The organism is Bradyrhizobium sp. USDA 3256 (genome assembly GCF_054058275.1).
In genome coordinates this window covers 7,952,457-7,965,954 of sequence record NZ_JBSSAE010000002.1, presented here as the reverse complement: position 1 = coordinate 7,965,954, position 13,498 = coordinate 7,952,457, and the positions used below count along the sequence as shown (strand labels likewise).

Genomic DNA, 13,498 nt, shown 5'->3' with positions numbered 1-13,498 from the left:
AGGATATGACCGAACCGCGTGATCGCTCCGACAGTATCACTGCACCGTTGCGGCATTCAATCTTCAGGCGAATCTGGCTCGCGAGCCTGCTCTCCAATCTCGGCATCTTGATCCAGGGCGTCGGCGCGGCCTGGGCGATGACGCAGATGACCTCGGAGGCCGACAAGGTCGCGCTGGTGCAGACCGCCTTGATGTTGCCGGTGATGCTGATCTCGATGCCGGCCGGGGCGATCGCCGACATGCACGACCGCCGCATCGTCGCGCTGGTGTCGCTGGCGATTGCGCTGACCGGCGCCACCATCCTGACCGTGCTGGCCTGGCTCAATCTGGTGACGCCGAACATCCTGCTCGCGCTGTGCTTCGTCGTCGGCAGCGGCATGGCGCTGTTCGGCCCGGCCTGGCAATCCTCGGTCAGCGAGCAGGTGCCGCCGGAGACGCTGCCCGCCGCGGTCGCGCTTAACGGTATCAGCTACAACATCGCGCGCAGCTTTGGTCCGGCGATCGGCGGCATCGTGGTGGCGTCCGCGGGCGCCGTGGCCGCCTTCGCCGCCAATGCCGTACTGTATCTGCCGCTGCTCGTCGTACTGTTCCTGTGGAATCGCGTCAGCGAGCCGTCGCGGCTGCCGCGCGAGCGGCTGAACCGCGCCATCGTCTCCGGCGTGCGCTACATCACCAATTCGCCGTCGATCAAGATCGTGCTGACCCGCACCATGGTGACCGGCATCATCGGCGGCTCGGTCTCGGCGCTGATGCCGCTGGTGGCGCGCGATCTCCTGCACGGCGGCGCGCAGACCTACGGCATCATGCTCGGCGCCTTCGGCATGGGCGCTGTGATCGGCGCGCTCAACATCAGCGAGATCCGCAGCCGGCTCAGCGGCGAAGCCGCCATACGGGTCTGTGCGTTGACGATGGGCGCGGCGATCGCCGCGGTTGCCGTGAGCAAGCAGCCGGTGATCACCGCCGCCGCGCTGGTGGTTGCCGGAGCGGTGTGGATGCTGGCGATCGCGCTGTTCAATATCGGCGTGCAGCTCTCCGCGCCGCGCTGGGTCGCGGGCCGTTCGCTGGCGGCCTTCCAGGCCGCGATCGCCGGCGGCATCGCGATCGGAAGCTGGTGCTGGGGCCGCATCACGGACGTGGGCGGCGTCGAGATGGCGCTGCTGATCTCCGCTGGTCTGATGCTGTTGTCGCCGCTGCTCGGCATCTGGCTCAGGATGCCGCCGATCGGCGCACGCAACGAGGACGCGACGGATGCGCTGGCCGATCCCGAGGTGCGGCTGCAACTGAGCGGGCGCAGCGGACCGCTGGTGGTCGAGATCGAATACCGGGTGGCGCAGGACAATGCCCGTGCCTTCCACAATGTGATGCAGGACGTGCAGCTCAGCCGCCAGCGCAACGGCGCCTATGGCTGGTCGATCGCCCGCGACATCGCCGATCCCGAATTGTGGACCGAGCGCTATCACTGCCCGACCTGGCTCGATTTCCTGCGCCAGCGCAACCGCGCCACGCAGATCGAGCGCGAACTGCATCAGAAGGCGGCCGACTTCCACATCGGCGCCGAGCCGATCCGCGTGCGCCGGATGCTGGAGCGTCCGTTCGGATCGGTGCGCTGGAAGGACGAGACCCCGGACCGCGCCGCCAAGGAGGTGATCCCGGTGGTCGCGACCGCGGCGGGGAGCAGTACGTAGGCCGTGTCGTCATTCCGGGGCATGCGAAGCATGAACCCGGAATCTCGAAATTCCGGGTTCACTTCGTGCCCCGGAATGACGACGGTTGGAATCACTGCCCGTGATCGGTGAGCGTCTGCTGGCAGGCCTTGCTGAGGCGGCTGCGATGCTCCTTCAGACACGCCAGCACGACCTGATCGCCCTCGCTGAGATGGGCGCGGCAGAACCGCGAGGCATCGCGCGAGCAGGCATCGCGCCCCTGCTGCTGTGCCGAGGCGGCCGACGTCAACAAAACAAGCGGCACGACGGCAAACAGAAATCGGGTCATCTCTCAAAGCCTCTCTAGCGTTTCCGCGCGAAGTGGTGCCGGTTCGCGTGAAGAAAACGCGTCAAATAGGGAATCCGGAGCCGCGTTCCGATTTCATCGCAGCGGAAACGGCTCCAGGGAATGCGACGCCGGTTCTATAGCGTTTCCATGCCGCGAAGAAGCTTGAAACCGACTGTGACGGTCATCACGCATGGGTAAGACCCGCTTTTTCTTGTCCTTCCGGCGCCTTGTTGGGATCGCGTTAAGACCTTGTTGGCATTAATCGCTCGTTACGGCTGTGGCGTATCCTTAAGTTCCGAGAGAGTGTGTAGCGATGCGTAGTGCGTTGGGCCTGATGCTGGCCAGTGTTGTAACGGCGATCGTGATCGCCGGCGTGTGGTTCTGGACCTCCTCGCCGCGTGCCGACGCGGCTCCTCCGCAAACCACGGCTGCGGCCAAGGCCGTTCCGCTGCCTGCGGCGGCAAAACAGGCCGCCAAGGACGATGTCGAGACGACCGCCGCGCTGTCGAAGCGCGCCGATGCTACCCAGGCCGCGGCACCGGCCGCCACTCCTGCTCCGGCTCCGATGCCGGCCCCCGTCGCGGCCGCGCCCAAATGCGCCAACCCCGATGCGCTCGGCATCAGCCGCACCGTCGTGGTCGACACCAATGGCGGGCCGGGCTTCGGTTTCCTGCAGTACAAGCAGTATGACTTCCTGACCGACAAGGAGGTCGTGCTGACCTTCGACGACGGTCCGTGGCCGACCACGCCGGCCGTGCTCAAGGCGCTGGCCGATGAATGCACCAAGGCGGTGTTCTTCCCGATCGGGCTGCACACCACCTATCACCCGGACATCCTGCGCCAGGTCGCCGCCGCCGGCCACACCATCGGCGCCCATACCTGGTCGCACGCGCATCTCGCCAGCAAGAAGCTGACCGAGCAGCAGGCCAAGGACGAGATCGAGAAGGGTTTCAGTGCGGTAAAGCTGGCGCTGGGTGCCAATCCGGCACCGTTCTTCCGCTTTCCGGCGCTGGCGCACACCCCGGCGACAACGGCCTATCTCGGCACCCGCAACATCGCGATGTTCTCGGTCGACGTCGACTCCAACGACTTCAAGTCCAAGAGCGCGGACGAGGTGATCAACAACGTGATGACCAAGCTCGACAAGGAGCACAAGGGCATCATCCTGATGCACGACCTCCAGAAGCACACCGCGCAGGCGCTGCCGACGCTGCTCCGCAAGCTCAAGGCCGGCGGCTACAAGGTGGTCTGGATGAAGGCCAAGACCCAGCTCGAGACGCTGCCCGAATACGACGCGATGATGGCGAAGACCGAGAAGCCGATCGCAACGGGCCGGCCGATCGGCAACGTCGTGCAGACGGTCGCCGAGTAACGCAGCAAACCACGCCGAACACGTTCAACGCAAAGCGCCCCTGGATCCGATCCAGGGGCGCTTTTCGTTTGTGGCGTCGTCGACTACCAGTAAATTACTCCGGACGACGGTGGCGAAGTTCCCCGACGCAGATGCGCGCTGCCAAAATATCGAAAACAACCCCATGCAAAGGAGCTGGCGGGCAGCGTCGCTCGTCAAAGGCAACTTGACCCGTCGGGCAAATCAGGGATATTATTCTAATATTCCGAAATTACGTAAGCGTCCCCCTCGCCGGGCCATATGGCCTTTGCGACTTCTGCAACTGACGCTTCCACGTCGCCACGGCCGGGCTATGGGACATGACCGATTGCCGTATGCGATCGCCCTGCCCGCAAGCGCAGCCGCATTCAGCTCCGTGTGATCGATCGCCGCAGCAACGAGACCGCCTCGGCGACGTCACGAACAAGTGGCGTCCGCCATCCCCGCCTTGCAGCAAATCTTGATCTGGATCAACGGCGGATTTCAAATGGGTCGTGCAATAGGATTGCAGGTTTCTGCTTGTTGTGTGAGTCGCATTTGCTTGCCTGAATATTCCAGCACAGCGCGGCAATTATGAAGACCTTCGATATCACGTATCGCTACAGCAGCGGCGATGTCGCGATCAGACCGCTCCCGCCGGACAGCAAAGCGGCGTTGCTCCGTCTAGAGCGGGGCAACAAAAGCTTCGCTACACTCCTTGACCACGATGAGAGAGAGAGCGTGGTACAGCAGATCATCCCGGTCGATCTGCGTGACCTGGGCCTGCTGGCCGACAGCGCCGTACCGAAGCAAAGACCGTTCGCAGCCGTGCTCGGCTGCTCCGACGCCCGTGTGCCCGTTGAACTCATTTTCAATGAGGGGCCCAATGATCTCTTCGTGGTCCGCGTCGCGGGCAACGGCCTTGGAATAGAGGTGCTTGGGAGCCTCAAATATGCGGTCGAGAATCTTGGCGGCAGCCTCAAACTCATCGTCGTCCTTGGCCACAGCGGATGCGGCGCGCTCACGACGGCGGTCGATGTCTTCCTGAATCCGCGCGAATACCTGCCGCTAGCGACCAAGCGTTCGCTCCGCAGCATTCTCGACGGTGCGCTTGTCGTGGTTCAGACATCCGAGAGAAAGCTGATCGACGCGTTTGGGCCAACCGTCGTGCATCGCCCTGGATATCGAAGCGCCTTGATTGAGACGTCGATTGTCACCAACGCCGCGCTGGCGGCCTACTCGATCCAAGAAGAACTGAGGACCAACGCCTACACCGGTATCAAAGCGGTTTATGGCGTCTATCTTCTGGAGAGCCGCGCGGTATGGGCTCCCCATTCCGGTGATGCCGATGGGATTGGGCTGTCAGCGGCACCTCGAGATCTTGCCGCGTTCGTGGATCTCGGCGACGCCATCGTGCACTCGCGCCGCATCGAATCGCTTGTTAGCGCGAAAAAATGACCGGAGGCGTCTTCCCTTCCCGATCCGAACTAGACAAGACCTTGCCCGAAGACTAGCCACGTCGGCGCAGGATTTTGTGAGATGCATCACGCCAGCAGCTACAGTAGCTGGCATGGTCCTGTCGAATTGTTCGAACTTGGTCCTATCGGTGGGCCCGTATCACTGTACGGTTATGCGCCTTGAGACATGGTCTCGGCGCAACACCGTTTGCCCGTGCACGCCAGCGTGTACAGCACTGGCTTCCGTGCCGCGCATCCGGCGATGACCCGGGAATAGATTCGTCGGTCTGACCCTCTCCTTACGATGCCTGAACTCTGGGGAACTCAGTGAGCGCATTTGAACAAGGTCGCGTACGGCGCGGCGACGATGGCTTGGCGAGTACGGCCGCCGAAAAGCTCCGTTCGATGATCCCGGCGGCTGGAGCGATGGCCTATCCGTTCCTGCTCGATGCATTTCATCTCGCGGTCTCTCCCGCTGCTGGTCCGATGTCGTTCGGGCGACTGGTCTTGGCGGCGCTTTGCCTGTTGGCCACGACCGCCGCGCCCTTGCTGGGTCTTGCCTGCGCGTACTGGATGACCAAGGCGGAGCCTTCGTCGTTCGAGCTACGCGGCCGGCGGCTCGCCTATCTCAGCATCGCTGCGCCGCCCTTGTTCGTGCTGACCGGCGTCGGTCTCGGATTGCTGCACATCCCTGTCAGCGACGAGCTCGTCTGGGTCGCGGGCTGGTTGGCCGCGTGTCTCTATGTACAGTTCGGGGGTGAGCAAGAGCGCCCGGCAGGATCAGCCGCGATTGCCCCATCCATCGCCAAATGGCGCGTGACGCACGGCGTCGCCGCGGCGATCATCCTGCTCTACGTCGCGTTTCACCTCACCAACCATCTGCTGGGTTGGCTCGGACCCGAGGTTCATGCCGCCATGATGAAGGCGGGGCGCTCGGTCTATCGATCGTCCGTCGTCGAACCCATCCTCGTCGGCCTGATGCTGTTCCAGGTCGCCGTCGGGATACGGCTCGCCTGGCGCTGGAACGCGCTGCCGGCGGATGCCTACCGCGTCTTTCAGATCGGCTCCGGCATTTATCTCGCGGCATTCATCGTCACCCATCTGAACTCCGCATTGATCTCGGCGCGGGCCGTCCACCACATCGACACCAACTGGGCCTGGGCGTCAGGCGCACCGACCGGCCTGATCCACGACGCCTGGAGCATTCGCCTGGTGCCGCACTACGCGCTCGGCGTATTCTTCGTGCTCGCCCATCTCGCGTCGGGATTGCGCGGCATCCTGATCGCGCATGGCGTGGCCGCGACGATCGCCAACCGGATCTGGGCAACCGGGCTCGCAGCCGGTGGACTGGTCGCGATCGCGATCATGAGCGGATTGTGCGGCGCGCGGATCTAGGCTTCAGGGCCGGCGGCAAGAGCGAGCCCGGTTGAGAAAAGCATCGATGCCGTCAAGCTGAGGTTGACTTGCTGCGGTCACGCCAAAGCGCAAAGATCGCTGTTGCGAGCTTGTTCGGCCGATCAGGCCTCGCATAGCTGACCACCGGCTTGCTGGAATGATTTTCCATCAGCTCCCCTAGTATCTCGTAGTCGAGTTCGAGACCGAACTTTTCGTACGGTATGGATTCGGACTCAGCGCCCCCCGCAACATAAAAGATATCGACTCGCGCCATGTCTTTCGCGATCGCCGCGGCTTCCTGCAAGGTGTCGCAGCCGTACGATTTGTATTCCCAGGAAGGATCGCTGAAGTGAAGTATCTTGCGGGTGCTTTCATCGAGCTTGCCGCGCTCTTCTTCCGAGAGCCCGATGATGATCACGTGGGCGATTTTCGGAAGCATCTGCCCAACCCCTTGAAATAGCGCCTCTAGAACTTGGTCTACCGGCGCGTGCGAGGGGTTCGACGCTCTGAGCAAATCGCATCCAGGCGCCTTAATGCGCGCTGGGAGCAAGCTTCACTTCTGGCTGAGAAATGGTGCCGCAAGAGGGACTCGAACCCCCGACCCCGTCATTACGAATGACGTGCTCTACCAACTGAGCTATTGCGGCGAACCGTTCGGCAACGGCCGGATCACGCGGCCACCTGATATCGGGCATGACCCCGATTGGCAAGGAAAACGCGGTTATCGAACCATACAGCGGTTATCTAACCGCGAATTAGCTTCCCAAACGTGACAGAAATCCGCGCCAACCGCCCACCTGGGCCTTGGGCGGGCCGATTTGTTCCGCAAATTCGTCGACCGGGCCGTCCTCGTCGACCCCGGGATCGTCGGGGGCCCGGATGATCGGGATCACGGCCGGGATGGGCGCCGGTGCGGCCTTGGGCAGGTCGGTCCGGGACCGGAACAGGGGGGCCGGCGCCGGGGGCGCCGATTCGGCGGCCGGAGGGGGAGCCGGTTCCGGCGCGGCGGGTTCGGGCGGGGCCGGGGCGGGCTCGGCCTCGATGGCCGCCGGGAGCGGGGCGTTATCCTGCACCGTCGGCGCGGCCGGCTCCAAGGGCTTGACCTCGACCGGCTTGACCTCGACCGGCTTGACCTCGACCGGCTTGACCTCGGCCGGCTTGACCTCGGCCGGCTTGACCTCAACCGGCTTGGCCACTTCAGGCTCGCTGGCGACTTCCCTTGGCGGCTCGACCCGGCGCGGCGCCAGCATCGCCTCCTCGAAGGGCGAAGGCTCGATGGCATGACCCTTGTCGGACGGCAGCGCTGCCACCGGGGTCTGCCACTGGAAGGCGTCGAGCCGGCCGGTGACCGGCGAAACCGGGCGCCAGCGGTCCGACACATAGCCGTCGGCGGTCCAGACCGGATCGTGCAGCGCGCGCACGGCGCGCAGGGTCCAGGCACGCGCCCGGCCGCTGTCGCCATGCTCGGTGCGCTCGATCTCGGCCATCAACAGCGCGACGCGTTGCGTCGGCGCCGCGACAAACGGCTCCAGCGCCGCACGCGCCCTGGCGAACTCGGCGGCGTCGATCGCGGCGCGCGCGATCGCCAGCGCGCCCTCGATATGTCCAGGTTTTTTCGCCGCCAGCGTCTCGACCCGCACCAGGCGCTGGCGCGCGGAATCGCCGAGCCGCACATGCGAATAGGCGTCGGCGAGATCGGGATGCGGCTGCGCCAGCCACGCGGTCTCCACGATGCGCATCGCGCGGCGCACCTGATGCGCCTCGCTCTCGAACTTCGCTGCGAGCACGGCGGCCGGGATCAGCGTCGGCGCCAGTTTGACCGCCTCCATCGCGCTCGAGCGCGACAGATCGCGATCGACGGTCTCGAACTCCAGCGCCCGTGCCGTCAGCAGCACGCCGCGCTGCCGCCGATAGGTCGCCTTGTCGATCAATCCGGCGCTCTGGTTGTTGTCGATGATCGACAGCGCGCCGGCCCAATCGCCCTTGGCGCAGCAGAAGCCGAGCACCGCATGCGAGGCCCATGACGATGACGGCGACATCTTCAGCGCTTCCTCGGCGATCATCACGGCCGCCACTGGATCGTCGGCGCGCTGCGCCTCGATGAACAGACCGCGCAAGCCAAGCAGCCGCGTGTCCTCGCGCTCGGCCATGGCGCGGAAGGCACGCTGCGCGCCGTCGCGATCGCCGTCGAGCTGCGCCGATTGCGCGTGCAGCAGCAACGCCAGCGGATCGTTTGCGGCGTGGCGCCGCGCCACTTCGGCATGCGCGCGCGCCGCCGAGGAGTCGCCATGCCCGATCGCAAGCAAGCCTTGCGTGATGGCGTGGCGGCCGCGGGCGTGACGCCGCTCGCGCCGGCCGCGACGGATGTGCGAGGGGATCTTCCAGAGCCCGCGCAGGATCACGCCGGCGACCATCGCGACGACGACGACGAGGCCGAGCAGGTACATCGGCTGCTTGGACGTCAGCCGCAAGCCGCCCCAATTCAGCACGAGATCGCCGGGCTGATCGGCCATCCAGGCCGCACCTGCTGCAGCGAGCGCGATCAGCAGCAGGAACAGAATGATCCGGATCATCGAGAACCTATTGCAAAGACTTACTGGTTGACCGTGGCGAGCGCCGCCATGGCGTTGTCGGCAAATTTACGCGACGCGTCGAGCGCGGCGCGGCGCGCGTCCACCTTAGCGAGCCAGGCTTGCGCCGCCGTACGATCCGCCGGCGGCAGCGACTTCAATTCACGCTCGGTCAATGCGAGGTCATTATGCAGGGCGGCCGATGTCACGCGCGCGACGATGCTGCCGCGATCGGTCCCCGTGCCGTCGGTCCGCTCGATGCGGATCAGCGTGGAGGCACCGGCCTTCAGACGATCGACCAGCCCGGCATTCGCCGCCGCAGCTTCCGGCGCCGGCGGCGCGAGCCGCGGCACGATTTCCACCAGCTCGCGGCACAGCGCGTTCGGGCTCGGCACGCCTGAGGTCGCAAACGTCTCGAGCGGCTTCAGCACCTCGGCGTCATCCGACAGCGCTTTCGCAGCCGCGAGCGCGGAGGCATAGGGATCGCCGTGACGCACCGCGACGTCGAGCAGCGATGCCGCGACGACGCGGCGCAGCGGCACGTCGTCGGCCTTCGCCTCGGCCTTGGTGTCCGCAATCTTGCTGTCCTGCCTGGCGATCGCGGCGCCCTGCGCCTTCACCGCGCCTTCGACCTTGTCGATGCGCGCCGTGATGCCGGAGATATCAGGCGCAGCCGCGCCATCGCGCGGCGCGGCTTTCGCGTCATTGACAGCCGCCGCAAGCCTGTCGGATTGCGCCCGCGTCGCGGCGAGCTCGGTGCGCAGTGCGGCGATCGATTTGTCGAGCGCCTCCAGCCGCGCCGTCGCCGCGGGATCGGCGGCCGCCGCGACCGGCCTGCCGGCCTTCGATTCCAGCGCACTCAGGCGCGTGCCGAGTTCGTCGATGGCGGCATTGGGTTGCGGCGCCGAAACCGGCTGCACGACCGGCCAGCCGAGCAACCAGCCGACCCCGATCACCAGCGCTGCGGCGACCGCGCCCGACACCGGCGCCACCACCCAGGGCGACACCGGCCGCGCCGGTTCGGCGTCCGGCGCCGCGGAGGCGGTCTCGGGCTGCGGCTCCGCTTGCGGTGCAGCGTCGCCTTGGGGCTCGGCCTCAGGCGACGCCGCATCCGCAGACGCCTTGCCGGCATCCTGGTCAGGCTCCCTGGCGGCTTCCTCGGCCCCCTCCGCCTTCGACGGTTCGCTGGAGATTTCGGTCGCCTGAAGATCGATGGTCGGCGGCGCGCGCTTGGGCCGGGAATCCGGCGAAGATCCGGGGTCGTCTGGCCTTTCTTCAGCCATCGCGGGGGGTCCTCAAAACTTACTGGCCGCACACTCTAGAGCATGATGCGATCCGATTGAATTGCATCATGCTCTTATCCTTTTGTTTGGTCGCGTTTTCTTAACGCGAACCGGTCCCCACTTCGCTTGAAAACGCTCGCCAGAATCGGCCCAGGTTCTTAGAGCACGATCCGAATAACCGAGCATTGCCTAACATCATGGTCAGACGAAAGAATTATTCCGGTCTCGGCCGCAGGGTGCGGCTGAGCGCCTCCAGCAGGGCATTTTCGTCCGGCCGCGCCGCCACCACCACCTTGGTCGCGCCGGCGTCATGGAGCACCGCGGCGACCGCCGCCGAGATGCAGCATTGCGGCAAGGCGAGCGCCGAAATCTCGATCCCGTCGGCGCGGACCGTGTCCAGAAAGGCCTGCGCGCTGCGGCGGGAATAATGCAGCACCGCGGTGATCCGGTTCGCCATGAAGGCGTCGCTGACCTCCCTCGGGAAGCCGGCCACCGGCGCCATCCGGTAGGTGGTGTGGGTGACGACGCTGAGCCCGCGCTCGCCGAGCTCGCCGGCGAGATCGCGCGACAGGTCGGCGCCGGCGAGATAGAGCAGCGTCGCCGATGCGTCGAGTTCGCCGGCCTTGACCCGTGCAAGCACGAGATTGCGCAGCGAGACCGCATCGCCCTTCGCCACGATCACCTTGTCGAAGCCTGCGGCGCGCGCCGCATCGGCGGTGTGTGCCCCGACCGCAAACAGCGGCAGCCGCAACAAGCGGCTGGTCGCGAGGTCGACCGCGCGCAGCGCATTGGCGCTGGTCAGGATGACGGCATCATAATCCGCATCGTCGTCGCCGCGGAACGGCACCGGCTCGAAGCGCAGCACCGGCGCCGACAGGGCGTCAAAGCCGCGTTGGCGCAGCGTCGCGAGCGTCGCGTCATTGTCCGGATGCGGTCGTGTGACAAGGATTGTCAGGGTTTCAGGCCTCCAGCCGTATAAATTGGACGTTGGCGACCGATTGCACTTTAAGACCTCGCAATGCTACCCCGGAGCGGACGTTTTGATGAGCATCATCTTGCCGGAAACCGGTTCCGGCCTGTCCGGATCATGCTCGTAGCACAAGGACCGAAATTGGGACACGAACCACCGATGCTGGTGCTGGGGATCGAAACCACCTGCGATGAAACCGCGGCGGCCGTGGTCGAGCGCCAGGCTGACGGGCAGGCGAAAATCCTCTCCAACGTGGTGCGCTCGCAGACCGACGAGCACGCCCGCTTCGGCGGCGTGGTGCCGGAGATCGCGGCGCGCGCCCATGTCGACCTGCTCGATGGCATCGTCGCCGCCGCGATGAAGGAGGCCGGCGTCGGCTACCGACAATTGTCGGCCGTCGCGGCAGCCGCGGGCCCCGGCCTGATCGGCGGCGTGATCGTCGGTCTCACCACCGCGAAGGCGATCGCGATGGTGCACGATACGCCGCTGATCGCGGTGAACCATCTCGAGGCGCACGCGCTGACGCCGCGGCTGACCTGCGCGCTGGCGTTTCCCTATTGCCTGTTCCTGGCCTCGGGCGGACACACCCAGATCGTCGCCGTGGTCGGCGTCGGTGAATATGTGCGGCTCGGCACCACCGTCGACGACGCGATGGGCGAGGCGTTCGACAAGGTGGCGAAGATGCTGTCGCTGCCCTATCCCGGCGGACCGGAGGTCGAGCGTGCGGCCGCCGGCGGCGACCCGACGCGGTTTGACTTTCCACGCCCGATGCTCGGCCGGCCCGATGCGAATTTCTCGCTCTCGGGACTGAAGACCGCGGTGCGCAGTGCAGCCAGCCGGCTGGAGCCGCTCGAGCCGCAGGACGTCAGCGATCTCTGCGCGAGTTTCCAGGCCGCGGTGCTGGAATCGACCGCGGACCGCCTGAGCGTCGGCCTAAAGCTGTTTCAGGAGCGGTTCGGCACCCCGCGCGCGCTGGTCGCGGCCGGGGGCGTTGCGGCCAACCATGCGATCCGCAGCGCGCTGCAGGAGGTTGCAGCGAAGGCGCAGACCACGCTGATCATCCCGCCGCCGGCGCTCTGCACCGACAATGGCGCGATGATCGCCTGGGCCGGTGCCGAGCGGCTGGCGCTTGGCCTCACCGACACGATGGAGGCGCCGCCGCGCGCGCGCTGGCTGCTCGACGCCAACGCCAAGGCGCCGGCCGGCTACGCCAACAGCCGCGCCGGATATTGAACAATGTACGACGGAGTGCGCATCAGGCACCGTCGCACCTCGCCCCGCTTGCGGGGAGAGGTCGGATTGCGCAGCATTCCGGGTGAGGGGGTACAGGTCTCAACACTCGGCTCGCTCGCGGATAAAGCCCCTCACCCCAACCCTCTCCCCGCAAGAGCGGGGAGATGGAGCGAAGACAGGCCCGCCTGATGCCCGCGCATATGTCAGTCAGCGTGATCGGAGCCGGCGCCTGGGGCACGGCATTGGCCGATGTCGCGGCGCGCGCCGGGCGCAAGGTGACGCTGTTTGCGCGCAATGCCGAGCATGCCGCGCAGATCCAGGCGACGCGGGTCAATCCAAGGCTGGCTGGCGTCCAGCTTCATCCCGGTATCGCCGTGACGTCGGACATCGCCGCCGCAGCGCACGCCGACATCATCCTGGCCGTGACACCGGCGCAGCATTTGCGCGCCGCGGTTGGGCATCTTGCGTCGTATCTCAAACCCGACACGCCTGTCATCGCCTGCGCCAAGGGCATCGAGCACGGCACGCATAAATTCATGACCGAGGTGATCGCGGAAGCCGCGCCGCGCGCCGTGCCCGCGATCCTGTCGGGGCCGAGCTTCGCCGACGACGTCGCGCGCGGACTGCCGACCGCCGTCACGCTGGCCACCAGGGACGAAGCGCTCGCACGCGCGCTGGTACAGGCGCTCGGCTCGGCGACCTTCCGGCCCTATCACAGCACCGACGTGCGCGGCGTCGAGATCGGCGGCGCGGCCAAGAACGTGCTGGCGATCGCCGCCGGCATCGTGGTCGGCAAGAATCTCGGCGCCTCCGCGCTCGCCGCGCTGACCACGCGCGGCTTCAGCGAGCTCGCAAGATTGGGCCGCGCCTGCGGCGCCCGCACCGAAACCCTCTCGGGCCTGTCGGGATTGGGTGATCTCCTGCTCAGCTGCTCGACCGCGCAATCGCGCAATTTCGCACTCGGCCTCGCGCTCGGACGCGGCGAAGCCGCACCGGTCGGGAAGCTCGCCGAAGGCGCGTTCACCGCGCCGGTGCTGTGCGAGCTCGCCGCTGCGCAGAAGGTCGACATGCCGGTGTCAAACGCGGTCGCCGCGATCCTGGGCGACCGGCTGACCGTTGACGCCGCAATCGAAGGCCTGCTGACGCGGCCGTTCAAGGCGGAGTAACGCACGTCACGGTCGCGCGTGGCGGAGCTTCACGATACGTGCGCGCCGTACTAGCGTGGCGGC

11 protein-coding genes and 1 tRNA gene are annotated in these 13,498 nt (G+C 66.3%); 6 read left to right on the top strand and 6 right to left on the bottom strand.

The features are described from left to right. Positions 1 to 5: 5 nt before the first annotated feature. Positions 6 to 1,685 (top strand): MFS transporter, encoded by a 1,680-nt coding sequence (locus tag ACVWY5_RS39545; protein ID WP_028337390.1) that lies wholly within the window; start codon positions 6 to 8, stop codon positions 1,683 to 1,685. A 91-nt stretch (positions 1,686 to 1,776) separates the two neighbouring features. Here ACVWY5_RS39545 and ACVWY5_RS39540 read toward each other — a convergent pair whose 3' ends face one another. Continuing rightward, positions 1,777 to 1,992, bottom strand: a complete 216-nt coding sequence (locus tag ACVWY5_RS39540) for a cysteine rich repeat-containing protein (protein ID WP_028337391.1) — start codon at positions 1,990 to 1,992, stop codon at positions 1,777 to 1,779. 313 nt (positions 1,993 to 2,305) lie between these two features. On the opposite strand from ACVWY5_RS39540, the gene ACVWY5_RS39535 reads away from it, so the two are divergent. The 3 genes from ACVWY5_RS39535 to ACVWY5_RS39525 all read left to right on the top strand — a co-directional run bounded on the left by ACVWY5_RS39535 (position 2,306) and on the right by ACVWY5_RS39525 (position 6,213). Then, positions 2,306 to 3,364, top strand: a complete 1,059-nt coding sequence (locus tag ACVWY5_RS39535; RefSeq protein ID WP_028337392.1) for a polysaccharide deacetylase family protein — start codon at positions 2,306 to 2,308, stop codon at positions 3,362 to 3,364. A 591-nt stretch (positions 3,365 to 3,955) separates the two neighbouring features. Continuing rightward, the gene (locus tag ACVWY5_RS39530) at positions 3,956 to 4,819 is read left to right on the top strand and encodes a carbonic anhydrase (protein WP_051376340.1); all 864 of its coding nucleotides are present in this window, start codon (positions 3,956 to 3,958) and stop codon (positions 4,817 to 4,819) included. A gap of 371 nt (positions 4,820 to 5,190) precedes the next feature. Further along, positions 5,191 to 6,213, top strand: coding sequence for a hypothetical protein (locus ACVWY5_RS39525; RefSeq protein WP_028337393.1), 1,023 nt, complete (start codon positions 5,191 to 5,193; stop codon positions 6,211 to 6,213). A gap of 52 nt (positions 6,214 to 6,265) precedes the next feature. Here ACVWY5_RS39525 and ACVWY5_RS39520 read toward each other — a convergent pair whose 3' ends face one another. From ACVWY5_RS39520 to ACVWY5_RS39500, 5 genes are all read right to left on the bottom strand, one after another. After that, entirely contained in the window at positions 6,266 to 6,652 is a 387-nt protein-coding gene (locus ACVWY5_RS39520) for a hypothetical protein (protein ID WP_321177105.1), read from the bottom strand. Between the two features lie 132 nt (positions 6,653 to 6,784). After that, positions 6,785 to 6,860: transfer RNA gene (locus ACVWY5_RS39515), tRNA-Thr, on the bottom strand. 108 nt (positions 6,861 to 6,968) lie between these two features. Beyond that, positions 6,969 to 8,786, bottom strand: coding sequence for a heme biosynthesis HemY N-terminal domain-containing protein (locus tag ACVWY5_RS39510; protein WP_028337395.1), 1,818 nt, complete (start codon positions 8,784 to 8,786; stop codon positions 6,969 to 6,971). A 20-nt stretch (positions 8,787 to 8,806) separates the two neighbouring features. Next, complete coding sequence (locus tag ACVWY5_RS39505) at positions 8,807 to 10,066, bottom strand: hypothetical protein (protein ID WP_028337396.1); 1,260 nt, start codon at positions 10,064 to 10,066, stop codon at positions 8,807 to 8,809. 214 nt (positions 10,067 to 10,280) lie between these two features. After that, complete coding sequence (locus tag ACVWY5_RS39500) at positions 10,281 to 11,021, bottom strand: uroporphyrinogen-III synthase (protein WP_028337397.1); 741 nt, start codon at positions 11,019 to 11,021, stop codon at positions 10,281 to 10,283. A 174-nt stretch (positions 11,022 to 11,195) separates the two neighbouring features. Between ACVWY5_RS39500 and tsaD the strand changes: the two genes are divergently transcribed. After that, positions 11,196 to 12,269 (top strand): tRNA (adenosine(37)-N6)-threonylcarbamoyltransferase complex transferase subunit TsaD, encoded by a 1,074-nt coding sequence (gene tsaD, locus ACVWY5_RS39495; protein WP_028337398.1) that lies wholly within the window; start codon positions 11,196 to 11,198, stop codon positions 12,267 to 12,269. A gap of 188 nt (positions 12,270 to 12,457) precedes the next feature. Beyond that, positions 12,458 to 13,435: an NAD(P)H-dependent glycerol-3-phosphate dehydrogenase gene (locus ACVWY5_RS39490; protein WP_028337399.1), complete on the top strand. Its 978-nt coding sequence runs from the start codon at positions 12,458 to 12,460 to the stop codon at positions 13,433 to 13,435. Positions 13,436 to 13,498: the final 63 nt, after the last annotated feature.